Raw genomic sequence first — 18,715 nt, 5'->3', positions numbered from 1 at the left:
AGTTGAGCGATACAGCATGTCACGGTGATCTTAATGAGCAGTCTGGCCCTAAATCCAAGTGAACTTTATCGACGCAAAGAAATGCGGCTGATGCTGTTTCTTCTGGCGCCCGCATTGGCAGTCGTCACCGCTCTGCTGATTGTGCCGCTTGGCTGGCTTGCCTGGCAATCCATCTGGCAAGATGGGGGTTTTACCGCCGTTCACTATCAGCGTTTTCTGACCGACAACGTTTATTGGATGACATTTCTGCAAACCTTCAAGATTGCATTTATCGTCACAATAGCGGCTCTATTGCTCGGTTATCCAATTGCTTATCTCGCAGCGACCGTGCCGCATAAATGGAGCATCGTCATTCTGGCGATGGTCATCCTACCGTTCTGGACCAGCGTGCTCGTGCGTGCTTATGCATGGCTGATCCTGTTGCAACGAACAGGGCTGGTCAACTCGGCACTCAAATCAATGGGCTTGATCGATGCGCCGCTACCATTGGTGAATAATGAGTTCGGTACTGTTATCGCTACAATCCATATTCTGTTGCCGTTCATGGTGTTACCGCTTTACGCAACCATGCAGAAAATCCCGCGTGAGCTTTCAATGGCAGGATCAAGCCTCGGCGGCACACCGTTTTATGTTTTCACGCGTGTTTTTCTGCCTCTATCCCTGCCGGGAATGATTGCGGGCATGGTGCTGGTGTTCGTGCTTACACTGGGTTTTTACATCACACCGGAACTGCTTGGCGGCGGGCGGACCTATATGGTTTCCATGCTCGTTTCGCGCAACATCGAGGTCTATCACGAGTGGGGGGCTGCATCATCAATCAGTGTTGTTCTGCTGATTTGTGTGTTCCTGATCTTCCGTTTGACCAGCATGGTGATCCCGTTTGAACGCATTATGGGGACGAAGTAAGATCATGTCAGTTTCCCGCGCAATCCTCATCACTGTCGTATCGCTCATCCTGATCTGGCTGATCATTCCGATCCTCATCATCGTACCGATGTCTTTTTCCGGCGCACGTTTTTTGACGTTTCCTCCGCCAAGCTGGTCATTCCGCTGGTATGAAGCTTATCTGGCCAGCAGTGCATGGATGCAGGCAACCAAAGTTAGCCTGATCGTTGCAATAGCGAGTGCGATTCTTTCCACGATCATCGGCACTGCCGCCGCTTACGCGCTCAATCTGACATCCTCCCGGCTTGTCCGCAGCATGCAGGTGGTCTTGTTACTGCCGCTTGTTGTGCCCATCGTTATCACTGCTGTCGGCGTGTTCTTTGTATTTGCGAAGGTCGGATTGCTGGCAACACTTTCAGGCCTCATCCTCGCCAATGTGATGCTCGGCCTTCCTTATGTAGTCACGTCAGTTTTGGTCGGCTTGCGCAAATTCGATCCAACACAGGAGATGGTTGCACGTAGCCTCGGTATGAACCGTTTTCGGGCCTTCTTTGCGGTCACGTTGCCACAAATCAAACCGAGCGTTATCTCTGGTCTTTTGTTCGCATTCATTTCCGCAATTGATGAGACAGTAGTATCACTGTTTATTTCCGGTGGACAATATCAGACACTGACAAAGCGCATGTTCACAGCACTTCGTGACGAAATTGATCCAACCATTGCGTCGATCAGTTCTCTCCTGACCGCCGTGTCCTTTATCGTCGTCATGCTCGCGGCCCTGAGTAGCGGTCGACAGCGTAAGGAGCATGCAACAGCATGATTGCCGATCATCTCATACTCGGCGGAGGATCTGCGGGTTGCGTTCTGGCGGCTCGTCTGTCGGAAGACCCCAATCGACGCGTGATACTTGTTGAGGCAGGCCGCGACATCAGCGCATCCGACATGCCCGATGCCATTCGCAGCCGTTATCCAGGGCGAGCCTATCTCGACACAAACAATATCTGGGCAAAACTAAAAGCCCGTATGGGTGGCTTTGGTCATAATGGCGATAAGCGAGCCTCACGCCGCTATGAACAGGCGAAAATTCTCGGCGGTGGTTCAGCCATCAATGCGTTGATGGCCAATCGCGGTGCACCCACCGATTATGACGAATGGGAGACGCTCGGCGCGCAAGGGTGGAAATGGGAAAACTGTCTTCCCTATTTTCGTGAAATTGAAGCAGATCGAGATTTTTCCGGGCCTCTGCATGGGCTTGATGGACCGATTTCGATCCGTCGTATCGACAATAAAAGCATATCGCCATTCGTTGATCGGGTGATGCACACAATAGATAAAAATGGCTGGCCGATTGGTGAGGATCAGAATGGCCAATGGCGCGATGGGACCTATCGCGGGGCTATCGCCGTCAGTGATAAGGGGCAGCGGCTGCCCACTTCTGTCGCCTATCTCACCGACGAGGTTCGCAAGCGCCCCAATCTTAAAATCATGACCGGCTTTACAGCCGTAAAGATCACGTTTGACGGAAAAAAAGCTACCGGCGCTATTATCAGAAGCAATACCCAAAACACTGATGATATTAAACTTTACGCGCATGAAGTCATCGTTTCGTCAGGTGCAATACATTCACCAGCGCTGTTGATGCGCTCTGGTATCGGCCCCGGTCAGCACCTTAAAAGCCTTGAAATTCCTGTTATCCATGCCCTTGCAGGCCTAGGCCAAAATCTGATGGAGCATCCTTCCATCGCGGTCGCAGCTTATTTGCCACCAGCGGCACGCAACCGGGATGCACTTGAACACCATGAGCAAGCGATCTGGCGCTACTCATCTGACCTCCCCGGCGCGCCATCCGGTGATATGCATGCCGCAATTCTTGCACGCTCTGGCTGGCATTCGGTCGGCAATCGTATCGGCAGTTTGTTCTTCTGGGTCAACAAATCCTATTCGCGTGGAGCCGTTTCGCTCTCATCACCTGATGAATACGCAGAACCAGATGTCGATTTCCGTATGTTGAGCGATGAACGCGATCTGACGCGTTTGAAGGATGCTGTCCGAAAAGGTGCCACAGTCCTATCTGATCAAAATATGCGCGAGTTTGCTGGTACGGTTTTCCCCTCAAGCTACACGCCTCGCGTGGCAAAAGTTGCCGCGCCCGGAACATGGAATGCATTTCAACGTGGCACTCTCTCAGCCATGCTTGATGCGGCAGGGCCGTTACGAACAGCACTCATTCATACTGCTATTACATCCGGTGTCAGCATTAAATCGCTCTTGGAAGATGATTCAGAACTCACCAGTTTCGTGCGTCAGCATGTTGGCGGTACATGGCACCCTTCAGGCACATGCCGCATGGGCGCGGCAGATGATTCACTTTCCGTCACCGACGCGAGCGGCAAAGTTCACGGCATTGATGGACTTCGTGTTTGTGATGCGTCCCTCATGCCTGCAATACCTTGTGCCAACACAAACATGCCCACCATCATGATCGCTGAGAAAATAGCCGACATGATAAAAAGTAAAATTCATTAATGGAAAATTTTAGAGGTCGACTGAGCTAAGCTTCATACAAACAAAGCCAGTCAAAACCAAACCCATTATTTGATACCCAGTCGGAGTTTCGCGTATCTCGCTCCCGACCGAATCCGTTGGTTGTTCCTATATCGTGTGCGGGTCGATACGATGTGAGACAGTGACCATACATATAAATACGGCTAATTCGCATACATTCTCTGCTTACGCGTTACATAGAGATATCGGTTGAATGCACATAAATATGCGCATATGACTATAGCTCAAAGGAGCACGTCTTATGCCACAGCCGGAACCTGCCCGGACATTCAAGCGCGCAACCAATCTTTCAATCGATAGTGAGCTTCTTTCAGAAGCGCGCCGACATAAGATAAATATTTCACGTGCAGCCGAAAGTGGAATTGCGCAGGCACTCGCTGCTGCGAAGTCATTACTTTGGAAAGAAGGTAATCGTTCAGCGATACAAAGTTCTAATGCTTACGTCGAAGCAAATGGCTTACCTCTTGAACGCTATCGTCAATTCTAATGGCGAGATATGACGTTTACGCAAATCCGGGTGGCGGCTATGTGCTCGACGTACAGGCTGATTTACTAGATGAACTAAAAACACGTATTGTCATCCCCCTCATTATTAAAGATATGGCGCCCATCCCGGCAAAACGGCTCAATCCGAGCTTGGAGATTGAGGGAGACGAGCATGTGTTGGTTACACAGTTTATGTCCGCAATTCCGGTGTCCATATTAAAGAACTCAGTCACAAACCTTTCTGTTTCACATGACGAGATCGTATCCGCGCTCGATATGGCGTTTCACGGGTTTTGAACTCTATTGTTTAGTTACTCAACTGGGTGAAAACATTGATGACCAGTCAAGATTCCTGGTGCTGATCAAGACTACAAATAACCGAGCTTCGTTGTCTTAAACGCGAATATGCAACTTCACTGAAGATCAAATTCTGTGTGACCCTGAATGGCCGTCTAAAAAGTCATTGGCCATAGACCTCACCCGGTATCTGTTCGTCATTATTACTTATCGATGACGATTTCGACCCGGTCTTTTTGGTTCGATTTAATAGTAATTCACGGTAATACTAACGAGTGTAAATGTGACATTTCAGGCACATCTTTAGGATAAAGATTTGAGATGTCTTTCAGTTTCAAACAAGCGAAGAAGCGATCTTACCCGTCGAAGCCCCTGTTTTGACAAGACAAAGATGAGTAATTTAGACATATTTTATCTGTCAGCCTGGAATTCTTCTAAATCACTGCGATTGCGCGATATTTTTTAAACCTTTAAGGCGTGAGCAGGGTTCTGTCTGTTCGCAGATGCCCAAAGTATCTTATCCGGAGTGCGCTTAAGAATGACTTCCCGTTTGTGGGATCTGACAGAACTCTATGAAAGTGAGCAGATTAATCTGCGAGCTTTTGTGCGCCGTATTGTCGGAAACACCGCCACAGCCGAAGATGTCGTTCAACAAGCGTTCCTGAACCTGCTCTCGAGATATGAAGATACAGAGAAAGCGCCCGGTCCAGCTTATGTAAAGAGAACAGCGCGTAATCTGGCACTTAATCATTTGCGCAATACCCGTCGTAGGTCAGATGTCGAGATTGCTGTCGATGAGCCAGAGCGCCTCGCCGATACCAGTCCATCCCCCGAAATGACTGTGCTTTACCGCAGTGAGCTGCATCGTCTTTTACACTCGATTGCGCAGCTTCCGCCCCGCAGGCGCGAAGCCTTTATTCTCAACCGTATCGAAGGCTTGAGCTACGATGAAGTCGCCGAGCGTATGGGCATTTCCCGAAATACGGTTATAACCCAGATCGTGTCAGCCTTAGCTGAACTCGACAGACAGCTTTCGGAATAGTTATCAGCGGAAACATCAGGACGCGCATGAAGGAGTTTGAAACCGATCCGGTTTACATGAAAGCGCTGGAATGGTTTGTCCTTTTGCAGGATAAAACCGTCAACGCGGATGATCGGCATGCGTTTTCAGTCTGGATCGCGTCTGATCCCGCGCATCGATTGGCCTATGAGCGCGCACAAAAACTGTGGCAACGCTTTGATACTGTTAAACCTGAGTATGATCGCCTTCGCCATCCGAAACGCGTTGATCGGCGTGGCGTTGTGCTGGGCGGCCTCGCAGCACTTGTTCTCCTTCCCGGTGCTTTTATCATGTCGCGCCGTGGCTTGTTTGCGACCTATCGAACAGATGTTGGTGAACGCCAAAGTTTCAAACTTGCCGATGGAAGCACAGTCGAACTCGGCAGCTACTCCGCTTTGTCGGTCGATTTTGCGGATGATCGCCGTAATCTCATGCTTCATGAAGGACAGGCATTCTTTCAGGTCGCCTCTGACCACTCGCGTCCCTTTGTGGTCAGTGCGGGTGGCGGCACTATAACCGCGCTCGGAACTGCTTTTGACGTCAAACTGACAGATCAGGCAGTGACTGTGTCTGTTCTCGAGCATGCTGTTTCAGTAGCTTTCGGCCAGATTGACCCGCTGCGGCTAAATGAGGGCTGGCAAATGACTTATGGGGCTGAGGAAGCACCCCTTCCTCAGCGCGCCGATCGGCAGATAGTGGAAGCGTGGCGCAACGACAGGGTTATCTTTGAAGATGTTCCGCTTGAGCGGGTACTCAAAGAGCTTGAACGCTATCGTCGGGGCAGCATCGTCCTCACTGACACAGAAATCGGCAATATACCTGTAACGGCTATTTTCGATACGCGTGACGCTGAAGCGGCGCTTACAACCATCGCTGAAACCCTGCCTATCAGGGTTCTGAACGCCGCCGGCTGGGTCACGGTGATTACGCGGCGATAATAAGCGAAAAAAATCAAAATTTTTACAATTGCGATCATTAGATCGCCTTTCCGAGGTGTCTGGTTCTGTAAGGGGCTGCGTTGCAGCCAAGAAGTAATCGGAAAATCCTGCATTGGCAGGGCGTCAGACATCGGGAAATCAGCCTATGCACGTCGATATTAGGAGCGGAATGCGGAGCCGTCATCACCAGAGTTCTAAGGCTCGTCTTAGAACCGGGTTCTCTCTGCATTTGCTTGCGGCCAGCGCATTGGTTGGCATTACGGTATTTGCGCCGGACGTCGTGTGGGCGCAAACCACTCCAAATGGTCAGGTCCAGCGCACATCATTTGATATTGCGGCACAGCCATTATCCAAAGCGCTGGTTCAATATTCCAACCAAACCGGTGTTCAACTGTTCTTTGATGCAAGCATTGTACGTGGCAAAAACTCTGGCGGTGCGCAAGGTTCGCTGACACGTCCAGAAGCACTGAACCACATTCTTTCCGGCTCTGGTCTCACATATAGTCTGCGTGGCAATACCGTTACGATATCAGCGCAGCAATCTGCCAATGCGGTCGGAGTTGCACCCGATGGCTCCGTGTTGCTTAATACAATTACGGTTGAAGGAAGCGCGGGGCAAAGTGCATTTGGTCCCATTGATGGCTATCTCGCAGTCGGTTCCTCATCTGCAACAAAGATGGACACACCGCTGATTGAAACACCACAATCAGTCACTGTAGTAACAGCTGACCAGGTACGTGATCAGAAAGCAACATCGATCGCTCAGACGCTGAGCTACACCCCGGGTGTATCCGCCCAATCAGGCTCATTCAGCCGCATGGTGGATGATCTGACTATTCGCGGTTTCAATGTTGCATCTGGTAATAGCGGAACTTTGCGCGACGGTATGAAACTGCAATCAAATGTTTATGACGGTGGACAGGAGCCCTATGGCCTGGAACGTGTGGAAGTTCTGCGCGGCGCGTCTTCCGTGCTTTATGGTCAGCTTTCGCCGGGCGGGGTGGTCAATGGCGTTTCTAAGCGCCCGACTGATAAACCATTGCACGAAGTGAATGTCGAATATGGCAGCTATAACCGCAAGCAGGTCTCTGCTGATTTTGGCGGCCCAGTTACCAGTGATAGCAGTCTGACCTATCGTCTGACGGGACTTTTCCGCGACGCGGACAACTGGGTTGATAATACGCCTGATGATAAGTTTTACATCGCACCAGCTCTTACCTGGAAACCGGATGAGGCAACGTCATTCACTGTGCTCGGAAGCTATCAGCGTATCAAAACGGGTTTCGCTACGCCGCTACGCTATGAAGATGTCAGCCAGGGGACAATCCCGCGTGACCGCTTTTTGGGGATTGAAGGCTTCGATAAATATAATGTCGATATGTATACGGTTGGCGGATTGTTCGAACACCAGTTTGAAAACGGCGTGAAGCTGCGCAGCAACAATCGCTATTTCCACTCTGATGTTGAGTGGAACTACATGTTTGGCAATCTGGCACCATCGAGTAACGGGAAGCTTACACGGCTTGCCAGTGAACGCTATGAAACATCCTATGGTGCCACCTCGGATACTTCACTCGAATATGCTTTCAATACAGGTGCGATTGAACACAGGATTATCGGTGGTTTTGATTATTATCGCAGGTCCTACGATTCAAACCGCTACAGAGGCACTGGTTATAGCGTACTTGATCTTGAAACCGGCCAATATACCGGCAGCCCTTCCGTGAGCTATGCGGTTAATCGTGGTCAGAAAGCGATCGGCAACCAATACGGACTTTATCTGCAGGATCAGATCAAATTCGATGAGCATTGGACCTTGTTGCTTGGCGGCCGTCATGACTGGTCAGAAAGCACAACAACAACATATCAGAATGGCAAGGTTACAGACCAGAAGAACAGCGCGTTCACCGGGCGCGCTGGCCTCGTCTATGTGTTTGACAATGGCATCGCACCTTATGTCAGTGTCAGTCAGTCGTTTGATCCGCAGATTGGTGCGGATGTGAATGGCGATGCGCTGGAGCCAAACAAGGGACTGCAATACGAGGCTGGTGTTCGTTATCAGCCCGATGGAACTGACCTTATGCTAAGCGCGGCAGTGTTCGATCTCACGCAAAAGAATGTCGTGACCTACAATGCATTTGGCGACGCATTTCAGCAGGGTAAAGTCCAATCGCGTGGCCTTGAACTGGAAGCGCGGGGACAGGTTGGCGATCTTGGTCTGATTGCCGCCTATACATTTACCGATGCAACGATCGAACAAAGCGCCAAGCCTTACGAAATCGGCGAACAGGTTGCGCTGGTTCCACGCCATAGTTTCTCGATCTGGGCCGATTACGATCTCGACAAGGTCGGTGTTAAGGGCGTCAATGTCGGAGCGGGTCTTCGTTATGTCGGAAAGACCAACCTGCCAGACATGGAACAGGACATTCCAGCCTACACGATGGTCGATGCGATGCTTCGTTTCGATCTGGGCGCTTTCAAGAACGAGCTTGAGGGAACTTCGCTGACGATCAATGCACGTAATCTTTTTGATAAAAAATATTACACCTGCGTTGCTCAGGATGGATGCCGCTATGGCGAACCTCTTACCGTGACCGCTACCGTCGGATATAAATGGTAACCAACAGAAGCATCACGCGTCGAGGCATACTGGGGGCGGCTCTTGCCGCTCCTTTGGCGTTTACGATCCCGTCCGGGCAAGCTGGTCAAACAGGCGGCATGCCGCCTATGTCACGCATCGTCAGCATGGATCTGCTGCTTACTGAATTACTCGTAACGCTTGGTCTGCAGCCAATCGCGACGGCCAACGTGCCTCTTTATCAGCGCCTCGTCGGTGACCCTGCGCTTGATATCACTGTTGCCGATCTTGGGCCGTTAAATGAGCCTAATATTGAATACATGCTCTCACTTAAACCCGATCATATTTTGATGGCCGACTGGCAGGCCTCATCGCTTGAAGTGCTGAGGAAAATTGCTCCGGTAACAGCCTATCCGGTCTTCGCAGGCAAAACGCCTGCGGTTGAACATGTTCAGATACTTCTCCGCCGTCTCGCCATGCAAACAGATCGCCTCGCTGTTGCAGACACCATGATCAACAATTGCGAACGTGGGATTGAAACAGCGTCGCGCGCGCTTTCGGGTTTTGATCGCGCTGTCTATGTGTGCCGGTTCAATCGCGATGGGCGGAATGTGGCGATGTTCGGTGGCAATGGCCTGATCGGTGACATGTTAAAGCGCCTTTCGTTGCGGAATGCATTTGAGGGTCGTGTGAATGCATCGGGCGTTACATCTGTTGCGCTTAACCGCCTTGCAGAGAACTCTGACGCAGTCATTATCCACTTTGACAGAGGTGCAGAAACCGACGCGGCTTTAGACAGGCTCACTCATAATCCTATCTGGAACGCGTTTCCGGCGGTGCAAGCGGGCCGCATTGTGCGTATGCCGGTCATTTATCCCAATGGAGGCGTGCGTTCCGCTGAACGACTGGCGGAGCAAATGTGCGAAGGGCTTTCCAATGTCTGACGCCACAACACCCGCGATGATCCAAAAAGATCAGCCCCGCAATATAAGCGTTGCCCTTGGAGCTGCTCTGATTGGCCTGGGGCTGTGTCTTTTTATGCTTAACCTACACCAAAGCGATATATGGCCTGCCAGTACCAGAGCGATATTTGCGCCTGATACAACCAGTCTTACGGATATGCTCGTTTATTATAGTTATCTCCCACGCGTGAGCGTAGCAGTTCTGGCAGGAATTTTATTAGGTCTCTGCACAACGCTTTTGCAGCAGGTACTTTCCAACCCGCTTGCCGAGCCCGGCACTTTGGGTATCTTTTCTGCATCACGCGTTGCTGTTGCTGTCACTGTTCTCTGGTTCCCTGCGGCAGCGAATTCCGGCTTTATTCTTCCCTCTCTTATTGGCAGCGGCATTACGCTGACAGTCATTTTATTCCTCACGAAAACCCTGCAATTCGCTCCGCTCAGAATCGTGCTTTACGGCATGGTGCTTTCGCTCTGTTTTGAAGCCGTGACTACGATGCTGTTGATTGCGCATTTTGAAGATCTGGGTGAACTCATCGTCTGGCAATCAGGGTCACTATCTCAGAACAACTGGAACGGAACGCAGTTGCTTCTTATTGCAACTCTGGCGCTTAGTTTAGTCGCATTTATGTTATTGCGACCTCTGACAGCAATGGGCGTCAACGAGACCGTGGCAACCAGTCTCGGCTCAAAACCTGTACTCGTGCGCACTGTGACGCTGGTCGCTGCCGTAACAGGTGCTGCGATTGTCATATCTACCTGCGGCGTCATTGCCTTTATCGGCCTTGGGGGCGCTGCAATAGCCCGCTTTGCCGGAGCAAGGCGATTGAAAGACCAGTTGATTGCAGCTCCGCTGATTGCGGGGGGCTTATTGCTGACAACCGATCAATTGTTACTGTTTCTCCTGCCAGCTTTGGATGTTCCGGCCGGAAGCCTAACGGCTATTCTTGGTGCGCCACTTCTCCTGATTATCCTGCGAAAAGCCCGGTCGCTGGGGACGCAGACCGCCTCGCTAACTGACGGAGCATCCTACAAACGCCAGACGCCGTTCTTTCTCCTCTTGCTCCTGTTTGCATTGATGGCTTTGACGCTCTTTGTCCTTGTGATGACGCGTTCTGAGGGGGGCTGGCATCTTCTTATCGCCAGCGAATGGGCAAGTTATTTTGAATGGCGGGCTCCGCGTATAATAGCTGCCGCGGCGACAGGAGCGATGCTCGCAATAGCGGGATGTCTTATGCAAAGGATGACCGGCAATCCGATGGCAAGCCCAGAATTGCTGGGCATATCATCCGGAGCCGCCCTTCTTATGATCCCAATTGTTCTCTTTCTGCCTCCGCTTGGACGAACGCAGAGCATTTTGATTGCAGCCTTGGGTAGCATTTTTTTCCTCTCTCTCTCATTGCGCTTGACAGCACGGTCAGGCTTTGCGCCGGAAAGACTGTTGATGACTGGTATTGCGGTCACCGCACTATCAGGTTCTTTTATGTCGATTGTCATTTTTCTGGGCGATATGAGGCTAACCCGGCTAATGGGGTGGATGTCCGGGTCGCTTTATTCCGTTCGCATGTCCGATGCTGTAATCGCATCAGTAATCTGTGTCACTGGCCTGTGCGTTGCATTGTTGCTCCAGCGATGGATGGCGATTTTACCATTAGGGCAGCAAGTTTCCCGCTCGCTCGGGTTGAGTTTAAGGCGGGCCCGCCTGCTCGTCATTCTTCTGACCGGGCTACTGACAGGGACTTCCGTTCTCATTGTCGGGCCAGTCAGTTTCATCGGTTTGCTGGCACCTCATCTCGCTCGACTAACCGGAAATCAGCGCCCCATACCATTTCTGATCGGTTCATCGCTGATCGGGGCGTTAATTCTCGTACTCGCTGACTGGATCGGCAGATATATCGCGTTTCCATGGGAAATACCGGCCGGGTTGATCGCTACCTTTATTGGCGGCTTATTTTTCTGCGTGGCGGTAGCGCGGCGATGATCAGAATTTTCGGAGATCACTTTACAGGGCCACTCGAAGAACTGGCTGCCAATTTCTTCCTGATCAGCGAAGCGACAACGGATTTTGAACCCGCACTTCAGATCTTTAATCAGGATCGCTTAGACAAGATTCTGAAAAGTTTCGCTAAACGCTATGAAGAGCCTGAGCCCCGCGCTGTGGCTTCGCAATGGTCTAAACTCTATTTCTCCCGGCTTATTCTGCCAGCAGCTGCGGCCGCCATTTTATTTGACTGGCAACTAAGGCTCGATCTTTCAAATATCTGCATCGCTCTGGATGACGAAGGCGGCAATATGCGCTTTGGTTTGCCGTCTAAGGGCATTCAAAACGCGGCGAATAACTCCAGAGAACGCTTTTCATTTCTTGCCGACGATCATCTGAGACCAGTCATTTCAGTTCTGTCTGATGTCAGTGGGCTGCCACGCAAGGTGCTTTGGAGCAATGCTGGAAACATACTTGAAAATGTGGTTGAGCGCAGCGCTGCGTTGCTGAGACCAGAGCATCAGGGCGTCCGCGACGGACAAAACTATCTTGCAACACGCCGCTTTGAGGACGGTTCGCTCAATCCATTATTTGAACCCGTTCGATACGTTGATAACGATGGTAAAGTACAACGTAGGCGCCGCATCTGCTGCTTACGATATTTCATCCCTTCATTGTCAATCTGCAAAACCTGTCCTTTAGAAAAAGCCTAGAGCGCAACCTAGGCATATTTGTTCGCGAGTCTCTGACCTAGATAGCCGGTCAAGAACCGGCAGTTCTCTCAAGCACCGTCCGTGACACCGGACTGGAGTTCAGCAAATTTCGTAGCCATAGTCGGATTATCACGCGTCAGTCGCTTAACAGTCAGGTCCTCAGATCGCTTCATCAATACGCTTCATTGCTTCTTCAAAACCGTCTGAGGCCAGAAGACAGTTTCTCCCGAACGCTGATTTGAAATCGTCAAGCTTGCTTTCGAAATTGGTAATGTCGACGTTTTGTACTTTCACCAATGCTAGTTCAGTTTTGTACCTCCCTGAGTTCATTGCCGCATTTCGTAAAAGCATAATGATTGGGATAATAAATTGCGGCCCCACCACCTACATCTTTGGGTAACGATGCGAAACGTCTACAATTCTTGTGTTGTAGAGTTCGCTCTCCGGTTCCAGTAGTGAGACGGTATTGCCAAATTGTTTGAGGCAGGCCGCAGGAACGCTTTGAGCTTTCGCTCATGCGGTCATTTCAGCGGTGTAGTTATGTCAAATGCAAATGCATCATTACGTGCATGGCGGTGGGCACGAGCTGTGTGTTTATGGCGACGCGAACGGTAAATCAGGTTAATCGGATCGTGAGCAGCAAGGAACCTTTGTGCATGTCGCGCTGCCTTGGACCGCCCAAATATCTTTTCCCGTTTTCGTGTTGGCCTATGCGAAACTTCGATGGCGTTATTCAGGCCTTTATGGGCCCGGTGATCCGCAACTGGTGAAAGGTTCTGTATCGGCTTAATGTAACTGTGCAGCTTATCCGTCACAACCACACATGGTCGACCGAATTGCTTCACCAGTATGGGGAAAAACCGTTTGGCAGCCTTAGTGTTACGACAAGTTTTGAACCAGAATACCAAGAACATCGCCGTCTGCATCAATTGTCCGCCAAAGCCAGAACTTCTTTCCGCTGATCATGATGACGACCTCATCGATGTGCGCTTTGTCATTTGGCTGTAGTCGGCCCTTGCGGATACAGTCGTCCAAATGGCGGCCGAAGCGATTAATCCATACGCAAACGGTCTCCCGGCTGCCAAGCACACCACGCTCAGCATTAAGATCTTCCACATCGCCCGTGCTTAAAGCAAATCGGTGATAGGTCCAGACAACGTAGGCAATAATTAAACCGGAAAACGAACCTCCTTCGCCCGGGGAATGGACCTGGGTGATTTCATGCGATATCGATACCGGAAACGCCAGGCTCAAACAAACTGGTAATACCTCTCCGCACAGCGTAAAGTCACTTATGCGTCTTTCAACGCTCTCTTCCGGCCTGGAATTGCTCAAACGCAATTTGCAGTTTCGCACCGATCCTCGCGAGGGGGTCTGGTGGGATCCAGTTGGGGCCAGTCATATTCAGTCGATCCGTTAGTAGCTGTGAACCAACGCCTGCAGCAAGATCCGCAAGGAGTTTGCCCTGACTTGTCCCACGAAGCACACCTGCGCCACCGCACCCTACCGATACGAACATCCCTGGATAGGCCTCACCAAAATAGAAGCCGCCATTATGTGTAACTGCAGTAAATCCACCCCATACGAATTCAAATTCATGGTTTTGAATATGCGGGAACCGGTTTCGATATAAAGCTGTCAACATGGCCCGCGCTTTTTCTGGCGCAAGCTCTTGCTCATAAGAATCTCCGCTCCGAATAAGCAGTCTGCGGTTCGTCTTCCGCATCGTTGTGCCCATTCGATGCGCGGGCAATATCCCCCATTTAGCTTGCGCACCCAAACGTGCCAGTTCATTGTCATCAAGTTCAGGCGTAAACGCACCATAGGTTAGAATACCGATCATTCGATTGCGCACAATCCCAAGTTCGCGTGCGTGAAGGTTGTTTGTGATAAACACACGATCGGCAACAAAATCACCCCGGCTCGTCTGAATGTGAAAAGGCGAACTCTTAGATACCGACTGAACAACAATATTCTCAACCAAATGCACCGATAGCGGAAGGTTATCCGCAAGCCCTCTATGCAGGGATGCTGGCTGAACCAAAACTTTGGTCAGTGACCCGAACCCATATCGATAGTAGTCACTTCCGATGATAGCAGACAATTCAGCTTGAGAATATTCCCGTGGATCCATACCCCATTTGCGGTAGGTGGCAACTGTCGCTCTGGCACTTTCCTCAACACGCCGGGTCGCCGCGGCGGTGATCGCCAAGGGGTTTTCATCCCAATCGCATTCAATCGCATAACGGTTGACGTGTGTTTTCAGCTCATCCAAACCGGCCTGAACAATGTTCATCTGCCTTGTGGCCCAGCCGGCTGTAAACTCTTCAGCGTTGGCGCTGGGTTCGCCCGGATTAATTAGCAAATAGCCCGAGTTTCGACCTGATGCCCCCTCCCCGATTGTTGAAGCTTCCAGAAGTAGTACCGGCTCATCGGGATATAATTCAGCCAAACGTCTCGCAGCGGCAAGGCCAGTGTAACCGGCGCCTACAACAATGCTTCTATATCGTCTGGAGGTTGGAAGATCTGTTTTTGTTACTCTTGGCGGCAAGAGTGCATCCCACCCCGATCTTGACTTATATTTAGGGGCCATTTGCATAGCTTTCTCCATCCTCCACCGACAGATAGCGAACATGGGTAACAAAACACCGGGTTCAGTTGGTGTTTCATAGAACTTGGATTGGGTCGCGTGTCACAATTTAGGTGCACAAGCACCAAGTCACCCCCATCCGTCTCCGGTAATTGTTTTTGTGCGCCCCCATCATTTTAACGGGTCTGTAATGAGATGTAACGCTTATTGAAAATACTTTCAATAATAATTTATCGTTCTATTTTTCGATAAGCTGATGCAATGCAAAATGTGAAGAAAGAGAAATTGTCTATTTTAAAACAATTATTTAAACAAATATTTTAAGTGTTCAATTTAGGTCATTCTCAATGAGATAACATTAACGCACAAACGCATGTATGAATCCGTCCATACGATTTTCAGATTTAATCCGCCACATCAGGTTGCTATGGTTTATCCTGGCGACATTGCCCCATAAAGGCGTAATCAGCAGCCAAAGGCGTCGCATAACTTATCAAGATTTTATTCGTCAGCCAGTTTCTTACTCTGACACATTTCCGGGCGTTGGATCAAGGCGGCTAAGGGGGCCAAGCTGAGCCTCGAGAAGAGAATAGCACCCCTCGATAGCATCCTCTCTTGAGACAGCTGTTGGGTCGAGGCACCACTCCAGCCAAAGCCCATCAAATAGCGCAATAAAATTTATGGCCAGCCGTTTCGTGTTAATCTCGTAATTACGTTGTGCAGCGAGTGCAGCTATATCCAACTGAAGCGCTTCGCGATACGCCTGCCAAAGCTTTCTGTGTTGGGTTTTCAGTGCTTCATTCTTATCGATCTCACCCCAAAGCGATAACCATATGTGAAGGTTATCCTTTGAAAAATGCTTCTCTGAAAATTGTGCCTGAATGAGTGTGCTTAACCGCTGCTCTGGACTGCTGGAATCATCGTCACGGCTTTTCTGGGCTTCTATTATCTGATGGTGAACATCATCATAAAGCGAAACTTGGTACACTTCAGAAAGAATTTCATCTTTGCCCGAGAAGTGATGTGAAACGAGACCAATAGATACTTTTGCTTCCTTGCGTATATTATCCGTCGTTAATGCGGTAATCCCGCCGCGAGCAAGGCAACGAGTAGCAGCTTCGACTAACATACGCTTACGTACAGCTGGTAATTCACGAGTAAATCGTGGGCCTTGTTTTCTAATCTGCTCAGCCATTCGTACGCCTCACGTGTTTTAGATTTTGCTGAACGATTCCGTCCGCAAATCGTAATTTACCATCTTATGACAGATAGTTTCGTTCCAGTCAGCGTTGCACTGGCGATGGATCGGGCAGCATTACCACACAGGGTTGGGGGCTTGGTGCGAACGCCACCTGGTATGGCACCTCCGGCTTCTATCTCGACACACAGGCACAAGCCAACTGGTATGACAGTGACCTTGGTGTCGATGCAACCAACCCAACGCTTGCCAATGGCAACAAAGGCTTTGGCTATGCACTCAGCCTTGAAGCAGGGCAGCGCTTTGATCTCGACCCGTATTGGTCGCTGACACCACAAGCACAGCTTACATGGTCATCCGTTGATTTCGATACATTTACCGATACCTATGGTGCGCGTATCTCCAATCGAAACGGTGACAGTCTGAATGCCCGTATCGGCCTTGCTGCCAACTATGCCAATAGCTGGAAAGACAAAGGCGGCCTGATGGTCAATACCTCACTCTATGGCATTGCCAATCTCTATCAGGAACTCATGGGTGACGCCCGCATGAATTACGCAGGAACCCATATGGCAACCAACAGTGATGACACATGGGGCGGTATCGGTGCAGGCGGCACCTATGCATGGGCAAACAACAAATATGCTCTGTGTGGCGAAGGCTCAATCAACACATCGCTCACCCATTTCTCTGACAGCTATGCAATCAAAGGCAATGTCGGATTCAAAGTGAACTGGTGAGGAACAACGCATAAACCAAACAAACAATGCTCCCGGATCAAATTCGGGAGCTATTGCCGTATTTGTTGCAGCCATTTCTCGATGCAGTGAGCTATCAGCAGATTGCAACAAATCATGCCATATGAACCCATCCGCCGTTTTTATTGGATGAACGCACACAGGCATCGATGAACGATACACCTCTTACCCCGTCATCAACGGTTGGATAGATAACCGCGCTATCAACCTTCGCATTGTCACGTCGCGCCTGAATTGCATTTGCAGCTTCTGTATAGATCGTTGCAAAAGCTTCAAGATAACCTTCAGGATGACCACCCGGAATACGGGTTACACGCGTCGCAGCCTCTCCAGCACCTGCACCGCCACGCGTGATCAGGCGCTTTGGCTCACCAAATGGCGTGAACCAGAGACGGTTCGGATCTTCCTGCGCCCATTCAATGCCGCCCTTAGTGCCATAGACCGCTGGCGGCCTTAAGAGGATTTAATGAAAACCGTAACTCATCCAGGCACGGCGCCCTTTGGTGTCGCCATTGCTTTGGGCTTTCTAACGTTACTTGGGCCAACATCAATCGATATGTATCTGCCTTCGTTGCCCGTAATGGCAAACGAGTTAGGCACTGACTATACAACCATGCAATTCACTTTGACCGTGTTCTTATTGGCTATGGGTGGTGGGCAGCTCATATTTGGGCCCATTATAGATGCCCTCGGGCGCAGAGGCCCCCTGCTCACTGCAATCATAATATTTGTTTTCACATCTGTATGGTCTGCTTGGGCATCAACACATGAAAGCTTGATAATCGCGCGCTTTTTTCAGGGGCTGGCTGCATCCTTGGCAATCGTAACGGCCATGAGCAGTGTTCGGGATGTCGCAGAGGGCGCTCGTGCGACACAGATTTTCGCACTTCTAATGACCGTTCAGGGTCTCGGTCCAGTTTTTGCGCCAGCAACTGGTGGACTTATTGGCGAAGCATTTGGCTGGCGCGCTATTTTTCTAACCTTAGCCGCACTTGGCATTCTGGTATTGATCAGTAGTTTGATAATGTTGCCTGAATCGCTTCCAGCTGAAAAACGAACAAAACTAGAGTTCGGCGTGATTTTTCGTACATATACTGAGCTCCTATCCGACCCGAAATTTCTGGTTCCAGCGACTGCATTGACTCTGACTTTCGTCTTTCTGTTTGTATATATTGGAGGCTCTGCGTTTGCGTATCAGGAACACTATGGCTTATCGCCATCTCATTTCGGGTTAGTATTTCGCGGAACTGGTTTCGCTGTTCTGCTCGGTGCCATGCTCAGTGCACGTTTCGCTATTCACATGGCTGTTCAAAAATTGGCGCTAATTGGTTCATTGGCAATTTTCATTGGAACAAGTATGGCCCTCACCTCATCCATGACACCCATGGGTTTTTATGGGATTGTCATTGGAATGTTCGTATCGTTGGCGGGCTTAGGAATAGCCGAGAGCACTTTGATGTCCATGGCCCTCGCTACGCGAAATAAAGCGTTGGGTTCAAGTGCAGCTATATTGGGCGCGCTGCCGCTTATGCTCGGTGCCGCCGCTACGCCACTCGCTGCATATTTGGTTCAGCAAAGCTCGATCTGGTGGCTTCTATGCATGGTTTTAGTAGCGGTAACGTGCCTCTTGTTCTGCATCATGACGGTAAAATTAGCAGGCGCTCCCAATCGGTGATTGGAGGCGCTCTGCATCATTATACTTGTGCT

At 50.3% G+C, this 18,715-nt stretch carries 16 protein-coding genes and 2 pseudogenes; 13 read left to right on the top strand and 5 right to left on the bottom strand.

The annotated features are described in order from the left end of the window. The first annotated feature begins 33 nt into the window (after positions 1 to 33). From ACOZHT_RS23115 to fhuF, 11 genes are all read left to right on the top strand, one after another. Positions 34 to 906 (top strand): ABC transporter permease, encoded by an 873-nt coding sequence (locus ACOZHT_RS23115; protein ID WP_421566777.1) that lies wholly within the window; start codon positions 34 to 36, stop codon positions 904 to 906. A 4-nt stretch (positions 907 to 910) separates the two neighbouring features. After that, a complete protein-coding gene (locus ACOZHT_RS23110) occupies positions 911 to 1,705 on the top strand; it encodes an ABC transporter permease (RefSeq protein ID WP_310014292.1) in 795 nt (264 codons plus the stop codon). Further along, positions 1,702 to 3,411 carry a GMC family oxidoreductase gene (locus ACOZHT_RS23105; protein ID WP_421566776.1) on the top strand — a complete coding sequence of 570 codons (1,710 nt, stop codon included), beginning with the start codon at positions 1,702 to 1,704 and terminating at the stop codon, positions 3,409 to 3,411. Before ACOZHT_RS23110 ends, ACOZHT_RS23105 begins: the two co-directional genes overlap by 4 nt. A gap of 280 nt (positions 3,412 to 3,691) precedes the next feature. After that, positions 3,692 to 3,937 carry a type II toxin-antitoxin system CcdA family antitoxin gene (locus tag ACOZHT_RS23100; RefSeq protein ID WP_421566775.1) on the top strand — a complete coding sequence of 82 codons (246 nt, stop codon included), beginning with the start codon at positions 3,692 to 3,694 and terminating at the stop codon, positions 3,935 to 3,937. Next, the gene (locus tag ACOZHT_RS23095; RefSeq protein ID WP_421566774.1) at positions 3,937 to 4,233 is read left to right on the top strand and encodes a CcdB family protein; all 297 of its coding nucleotides are present in this window, start codon (positions 3,937 to 3,939) and stop codon (positions 4,231 to 4,233) included. The genes ACOZHT_RS23100 and ACOZHT_RS23095 overlap by 1 nt, the downstream gene beginning before the upstream one ends. A gap of 538 nt (positions 4,234 to 4,771) precedes the next feature. Further along, positions 4,772 to 5,275 carry an RNA polymerase sigma factor gene (locus ACOZHT_RS23090; protein ID WP_421566773.1) on the top strand — a complete coding sequence of 168 codons (504 nt, stop codon included), beginning with the start codon at positions 4,772 to 4,774 and terminating at the stop codon, positions 5,273 to 5,275. A 26-nt stretch (positions 5,276 to 5,301) separates the two neighbouring features. Beyond that, the gene (locus ACOZHT_RS23085; RefSeq protein WP_421566772.1) at positions 5,302 to 6,231 is read left to right on the top strand and encodes a FecR family protein; all 930 of its coding nucleotides are present in this window, start codon (positions 5,302 to 5,304) and stop codon (positions 6,229 to 6,231) included. 145 nt (positions 6,232 to 6,376) lie between these two features. Continuing rightward, on the top strand, positions 6,377 to 8,851 hold the full coding sequence (locus ACOZHT_RS23080) for a TonB-dependent siderophore receptor (protein ID WP_421566771.1): 2,475 nt from the start codon (positions 6,377 to 6,379) through the stop codon (positions 8,849 to 8,851). Further along, positions 8,845 to 9,753 carry an ABC transporter substrate-binding protein gene (locus ACOZHT_RS23075; protein WP_339513934.1) on the top strand — a complete coding sequence of 303 codons (909 nt, stop codon included), beginning with the start codon at positions 8,845 to 8,847 and terminating at the stop codon, positions 9,751 to 9,753. The genes ACOZHT_RS23080 and ACOZHT_RS23075 overlap by 7 nt, the downstream gene beginning before the upstream one ends. Next, complete coding sequence (fhuB, locus tag ACOZHT_RS23070) at positions 9,746 to 11,749, top strand: Fe(3+)-hydroxamate ABC transporter permease FhuB (protein ID WP_421566770.1); 2,004 nt, start codon at positions 9,746 to 9,748, stop codon at positions 11,747 to 11,749. Before ACOZHT_RS23075 ends, fhuB begins: the two co-directional genes overlap by 8 nt. Further along, positions 11,746 to 12,462, top strand: coding sequence for a siderophore-iron reductase FhuF (fhuF, locus tag ACOZHT_RS23065; RefSeq protein ID WP_339513930.1), 717 nt, complete (start codon positions 11,746 to 11,748; stop codon positions 12,460 to 12,462). Before fhuB ends, fhuF begins: the two co-directional genes overlap by 4 nt. 159 nt (positions 12,463 to 12,621) lie before the next feature. Here the strand turns inward: fhuF and ACOZHT_RS23060 are convergent, their stop codons facing one another. From ACOZHT_RS23060 to ACOZHT_RS23045, 4 genes and pseudogenes are all read right to left on the bottom strand, one after another. Further along, a complete protein-coding gene (locus ACOZHT_RS23060; RefSeq protein ID WP_421566769.1) occupies positions 12,622 to 12,792 on the bottom strand; it encodes a DUF2130 domain-containing protein in 171 nt (56 codons plus the stop codon). Between the two features lie 183 nt (positions 12,793 to 12,975). Next, positions 12,976 to 13,685: pseudogene (locus ACOZHT_RS23055) on the bottom strand (IS6 family transposase). An 80-nt stretch (positions 13,686 to 13,765) separates the two neighbouring features. Then, positions 13,766 to 15,073, bottom strand: a complete 1,308-nt coding sequence (locus ACOZHT_RS23050) for an NAD(P)/FAD-dependent oxidoreductase (RefSeq protein WP_421566768.1) — start codon at positions 15,071 to 15,073, stop codon at positions 13,766 to 13,768. A 499-nt stretch (positions 15,074 to 15,572) separates the two neighbouring features. Then, positions 15,573 to 16,247, bottom strand: coding sequence for a TetR family transcriptional regulator C-terminal domain-containing protein (locus ACOZHT_RS23045; RefSeq protein WP_421566767.1), 675 nt, complete (start codon positions 16,245 to 16,247; stop codon positions 15,573 to 15,575). Between the two features lie 119 nt (positions 16,248 to 16,366). On the opposite strand from ACOZHT_RS23045, the gene ACOZHT_RS23040 reads away from it, so the two are divergent. Then, positions 16,367 to 16,990: an autotransporter outer membrane beta-barrel domain-containing protein gene (locus tag ACOZHT_RS23040; protein ID WP_421566799.1), complete on the top strand. Its 624-nt coding sequence runs from the start codon at positions 16,367 to 16,369 to the stop codon at positions 16,988 to 16,990. 112 nt (positions 16,991 to 17,102) lie between these two features. Here the strand turns inward: ACOZHT_RS23040 and ACOZHT_RS23035 are convergent. Further along, positions 17,103 to 17,450 (bottom strand): annotated as a pseudogene (locus tag ACOZHT_RS23035) (gfo/Idh/MocA family oxidoreductase); the annotation flags it as partial. Positions 17,451 to 17,474: 24 nt separating this feature from the next. Between ACOZHT_RS23035 and ACOZHT_RS23030 the strand changes: the two are divergent. Continuing rightward, a complete protein-coding gene (locus ACOZHT_RS23030) occupies positions 17,475 to 18,683 on the top strand; it encodes a multidrug effflux MFS transporter (RefSeq protein ID WP_421566766.1) in 1,209 nt (402 codons plus the stop codon). The last annotated feature ends 32 nt before the right edge of the window (positions 18,684 to 18,715 follow it).

The sequence above is a fragment of the Ochrobactrum sp. EDr1-4 genome (assembly GCF_049199085.1).
In the GTDB taxonomy this organism is placed as follows: Bacteria; Pseudomonadota; Alphaproteobacteria; order Rhizobiales; family Rhizobiaceae; genus Brucella.
The sequence above is the reverse complement of the archived record's forward strand: the minus strand, read 5'-3'. Positions and strand labels throughout refer to the sequence as shown.